The organism is Paraclostridium tenue (assembly GCF_039521565.1).
In the GTDB taxonomy this organism is placed as follows: Bacteria; Bacillota; Clostridia; order Peptostreptococcales; family Peptostreptococcaceae; genus Paraclostridium; species Paraclostridium tenue.
Map to the genome: position 1 here is coordinate 1 of NZ_BAAACP010000039.1, position 4463 is coordinate 4463.

Here is a 4463-nt window from a genome sequence, read left to right on the forward strand (position 1 = left end):
AAAATATTAAGTTAAAAAGTACTAGAGATAAAGACTTGTATTAATTGTCTTTATCTCTAGTACTTTTTAACTTAATATTTTACTAGTTAACTAATATTTTGCTAGAATTGTTGTTTACATTCTGTAAATTCATATACATCCATTAACGCTTCACCAAATCTTTGGTAATGTATTACTTCTCTTTGACCTAAAAATCTTAATACATCTTTTACATCAGGGTCATCAGTTAAATTTATTAATTGGTAATAAGTTGATAATGCTTTTTGTTCTGCAGCCATATCTTCATGTAAATTAGTTACAGAATCTCCAAACACATTAATATAAGCTGTAGTAAAGTTTACTCCATTAGAATCTACCGGTTGAAGTCCATGTCCGAAAGTTGCATAATTTGGCCCAAGTCCAGCAGCCTTAAGTTCTTCTGGAGTGCAGTCACTCATTAATTGATATAGAATTGAAGAAATTATTTCAACATGAGCCATTTCTTCTGTACCTATGTCAGTTAAAAGTGCTCGAGATTTTCCTGTTGGCATAGTATATCTTTGTTGAAGATATCTAATTGCAGCTGCCATTTCACCATTAGGTCCTCCTAATTGAGTCATTATAAGTTTAGCCATTCTTGGATCTGTATTTTTTATGTTAACTGGATATTCTAATGTTTTTTGGTAAATCCACATATTAATTTAATCCTCCTTAATATATTCAATCCACAATTTAATTTCGATATTATATAAATTTATTCATAGAATTCCTTGTCCCATGGCCAAGGATCACATACCCATTGCCAAGGATATGAACTTGGTGCATAACCAAAATTAGCTAATGGTCCATACTTAGTTTCATAAGCGCATTTAGCTTGAATAAATTTATTGCAGTATGTGTTGTATGAGTTTATAGCGTTTTTATCCTCTGGATTGTTATCTAAATATAAATTTAAATCTATACAAGCAAAATGATATTCTAAGACTTTATCTAAGAGTTCTCTTCTATTGGATTTCATGACTATCTTGTACCCCCTTTTTTTGCTTTAACTCTATTTTTAGGGTTTGCGTATAACCAATCGTTATAGTGATTTGATTCGAATAAATCTAATTCTGGGAATAAAGTTCCCTTTTTTAATGCTGTTTTTAAATTGTATGATTTAGAATAAGCTTGATTATTTATATATGGTCTAGCTAATTCACACCCACAATTTTGTTTAACATTTCTTAAATTTTCCATGATTATTCTCCTTAATTTGTTGAATTTAGAAGTAATGAAATTTTTATACTTGTATACCTATATCTAAATATGCTAGTTATCTTTGAAATAATTTTGACAATAATGAGCGTCTAACTTCGATCTCATTTTCATAAAATTTGAATTTAATATATCAAAGCTTTTATCAAGACATATTTTAACTAATACATACAAGTTTTCTTCTACTTTTAGCAATATAATTTCTATTCTGTATATAATATTTAAAATTTTTTAAATTTGTGACTACATTCAATTTAAAAATATATTTAAAGATAATCTAAATCTTTATAAGATATCTCTAAATATAGATTTCTAATAAATTATTAGTTCATATTGTGTGAATCTACAGATTAACTTAATTAAAATCATGAAAATATCAATCAATACACTTTTTATAATGATAATAAAAATTTGAATATCCTATATAGATACAAAAATTTATAATCCAAACTTATTTAAAGACTAGTACTTTTTAGGGGAACCTTCGTTTTTTCTTCAATTTGGCACCAAAGTTTATTTGATCAAGTAATGTAAACTATATATGATATGATATAATTAAATAATTTTTAAAATTATTTAATTAATAAATAGGTGGGTAAATTATGAAAAAAACTAAAAAATTCTTTGATAAACATAAAAAACTATCTTATTTAGGAAATTTTATTATAAGCTTATTAGGCATAATCATTTTTCCATATCTGTTTATGCCTAATTTTAAGGGTTTTATATTAGGTCTAATTTTAACCATAATAGTACTAAACATATTAGGATTAAGATGGGGACCATTATTATTTAAACCAAAAAATAATTAACGTCTTAATGTGAATATTGGGGAAGGACCATATCCGTCAATCTAAAAGATAACTATTCGTTAAATTTAGATTTAGGGAATAGTTTGTAAAAATATAGCATTTCCAACACTTGTAAGGTCTATCAAAATAAAGAAAGGTCAGACTTAATAAAATTAAGTCTGACCTTTCTTTATTTTATTTACTTATAAAACTCTAATTTCGATTTTAAGGCTTATTTTATAAATAGATAACCTATTTATCCTTAACTTTATTATTTTTGCTCTACATGGATTCTAGACGTTTTTTTAGCCATAATTTACGGTGCTTTTTTATCCATTACTCATACTTTTTCATGTATTCTTCCAATGCCATAGACACTAGATCTTGATTGTTATATTTTTTATGTTTACTACAAAACTCTTTCCACTTAGTTAATGTTTCACCATAAACTCTGAATGAAGTTACTTTTGCTTCACCTTTGAATTCTTTAATTTGTATTTCATTGCTAGCAACTACTTCTATTACATTTGTAGTATCTTTGTAATACAAATTTTCTTTAAAAGCATTTATGACTTCAAATATATCTTTCTTGGCTTGAACTATTTCTAATAAATCATCTTTATAATTTTGTAATACAATTGTGGGATCTTTAGAATCTAAATCAAAAATTTCTTTGCCATGAATTATATTTTTCTGTAATACATTTGTATTTTCTTTGTAATATCTTTTTTCTTTTTGAAAATATTTATATCCATTTTCTCTTATAATTTTTTGAAGAGATTTTTCTCCTATTCCTAGATCTTCTCTAATACGAATTACAGTTTGTCCTTCACTTAATTTTTTATTTAGATATTCAATTTTTTTATCTATATCTAATTCTAAAAACTCTTCTTTAGTCATTTTATCTCCTTTAAAACAATCAATTTTTTTGTAATACATTTGTAGTATATTACAAATGTATTACAAAATCCTTTTAATATTTTTTATAAAAAATAAAAAGCCCTCTGCAAGAGCCTTCGGAGAAAAAAGAGCATAAGGAGTATTCCTGGGCAAAGCCCAGGAATACTCTCATTTTAGAATAAAACTTTTTTAATTCTAAGAAATTCAAATTTCATAACTTTTGACATAACATTTATCATAACTTTTTCATAAAAAAAATAGCCTATTTTATAAGCTTATTTTTTTCTCTTTTTGAAAAATTTTTTTATAGTTAAACTCCAAAGAAAGTTTAATACTAATGATTATATATAATACTAATTTATTAAAATATATTCAACATTCTAAGTGTTGTTTTTATATAAACTATAAACTAAACCTAATACTCTGTTTTCAATAATTTTTTTTTTTTAATATATAGTAATAAGTTACTGCTTAAATAATTGTTTTTTATGTACTTGTTTATATGTTTTTTATATAATACCAGATTCGAGTTAATTTTGGACAGAGTTAGCCTACGAACAAGTCGCAAGCTAACCTCCTATCAGGTATATAATACCGTCATCTCGCCATGTATACGACCATGGAACGCCTAGGACTGATACAGTCAACATAACACCTCATAATTTAATATAGACTACCATTTCCCCCAATAGTCGGTATCGTTATGTTTGCACAAAGAAATGCCACAAACCCCGCTTTCAACATATGTAGTATCGGGTCACTACTCTCTGCCCTTTTTGATGGTATCAGACATCAATATATGCAGTTGGGATTTTCACCCAAGTGTTTAGTCGGCTACCCCTGTACTCTGTCGAGCCATTCGGTTTGCTCTAGGTCAAACACTCTTCCTTATAAAACCCTATCTATTCAATTTTTTATATGTATGTAAATATTTCTTTTATCAGCTAATATTAATTATCGAGCCTAATATCAATGCTCCCATACTATCAAGCCGTTTAAGCATGGTGTAAGCTAATACTAATTAATCAAGCATAGTATCAATGCTTTTCAACCTCAAGCCTTGTCTAAAAACTAAAAAAAGCTATCCTCAACTGTGAGAATAGCTCGATATTTCATAAACCTTTTTTAAATTTATAATCTTGTTAAAACTTGAAGTATGTATTATACTAATTATTGATTATAAATTTAAAAGTAAACTGTTGTTGTTCTAATAAGTAGAGCCAATACTTCTTAGTAATAACAGTTTATAAGGCTTACTTGTACTATCTAACTGCGTCAACAGTTGGGTACTAATTTCGATTACGGTCGCCAAACCGGAAAGGAAACTTGTAAGTCTTTTTTATTTTGTTTTCTAAATATATCATAAAGTTTTTTACATTAATTTACAAATCTTTTTTTTGATTTTAGAAAATTATATTAATTTTTTTTAGATATATAAAAATATTAAGTTAAAAAGTACTAGAGATAAAGACTTGTATTAATTGTCTTTATCTCTAGTACTTTTTAACTTAATATTTTACTAGTTAACTAATATTT

The 4463-nt window shown here is 26.1% G+C and carries 5 protein-coding genes; 1 reads left to right on the top strand and 4 read right to left on the bottom strand.

Going from position 1 to position 4463, the window contains the following annotated elements:
- Positions 1–101: 101 nt before the first annotated feature.
- The 3 genes from ABFX13_RS14395 to ABFX13_RS14405 are packed head-to-tail and all read right to left on the bottom strand — an operon-like array spanning position 102 to position 1218.
- Positions 102–674: a manganese catalase family protein gene (locus tag ABFX13_RS14395; protein WP_346047190.1), complete on the bottom strand. Its 573-nt coding sequence runs from the start codon at positions 672–674 to the stop codon at positions 102–104.
- A 59-nt stretch (positions 675–733) separates the two neighbouring features.
- The gene (locus tag ABFX13_RS14400; protein ID WP_346047192.1) at positions 734–997 is read right to left on the bottom strand and encodes a spore coat protein CotJB; all 264 of its coding nucleotides are present in this window, start codon (positions 995–997) and stop codon (positions 734–736) included.
- 2 nt (positions 998–999) lie between these two features.
- Complete coding sequence (locus ABFX13_RS14405) at positions 1000–1218, bottom strand: spore coat associated protein CotJA (RefSeq protein ID WP_346047194.1); 219 nt, start codon at positions 1216–1218, stop codon at positions 1000–1002.
- A gap of 620 nt (positions 1219–1838) precedes the next feature.
- Here ABFX13_RS14405 and ABFX13_RS14410 point away from each other — a divergent pair.
- A complete protein-coding gene (locus ABFX13_RS14410) occupies positions 1839–2048 on the top strand; it encodes a hypothetical protein (RefSeq protein WP_346047195.1) in 210 nt (69 codons plus the stop codon).
- A gap of 315 nt (positions 2049–2363) precedes the next feature.
- Here ABFX13_RS14410 and ABFX13_RS14415 read toward each other — a convergent pair whose 3' ends face one another.
- Positions 2364–2927 (bottom strand): hypothetical protein, encoded by a 564-nt coding sequence (locus ABFX13_RS14415; protein WP_187006996.1) that lies wholly within the window; start codon positions 2925–2927, stop codon positions 2364–2366.
- Between the last annotated feature and the right edge of the window lie 1536 nt (positions 2928–4463).

Excerpts from the sequence above, each read along its gene's own strand:
- ABFX13_RS14405 (WP_346047194.1), bottom strand. The coding sequence starts at position 1,218 with ATGGAAAATTTAAGAAATGTTAAACAAAATTGTGGGTGTGAATTAGCT.
- ABFX13_RS14415 (WP_187006996.1), bottom strand. The coding sequence starts at position 2,927 with ATGACTAAAGAAGAGTTTTTAGAATTAGATATAGATAAAAAAATTGAA.
- ABFX13_RS14410 (WP_346047195.1), top strand. The coding sequence starts at position 1,839 with ATGAAAAAAACTAAAAAATTCTTTGATAAACATAAAAAACTATCTTAT.
- ABFX13_RS14400 (WP_346047192.1), bottom strand. The coding sequence starts at position 997 with ATGAAATCCAATAGAAGAGAACTCTTAGATAAAGTCTTAGAATATCAT.
- ABFX13_RS14395 (WP_346047190.1), bottom strand. The coding sequence starts at position 674 with ATGTGGATTTACCAAAAAACATTAGAATATCCAGTTAACATAAAAAAT.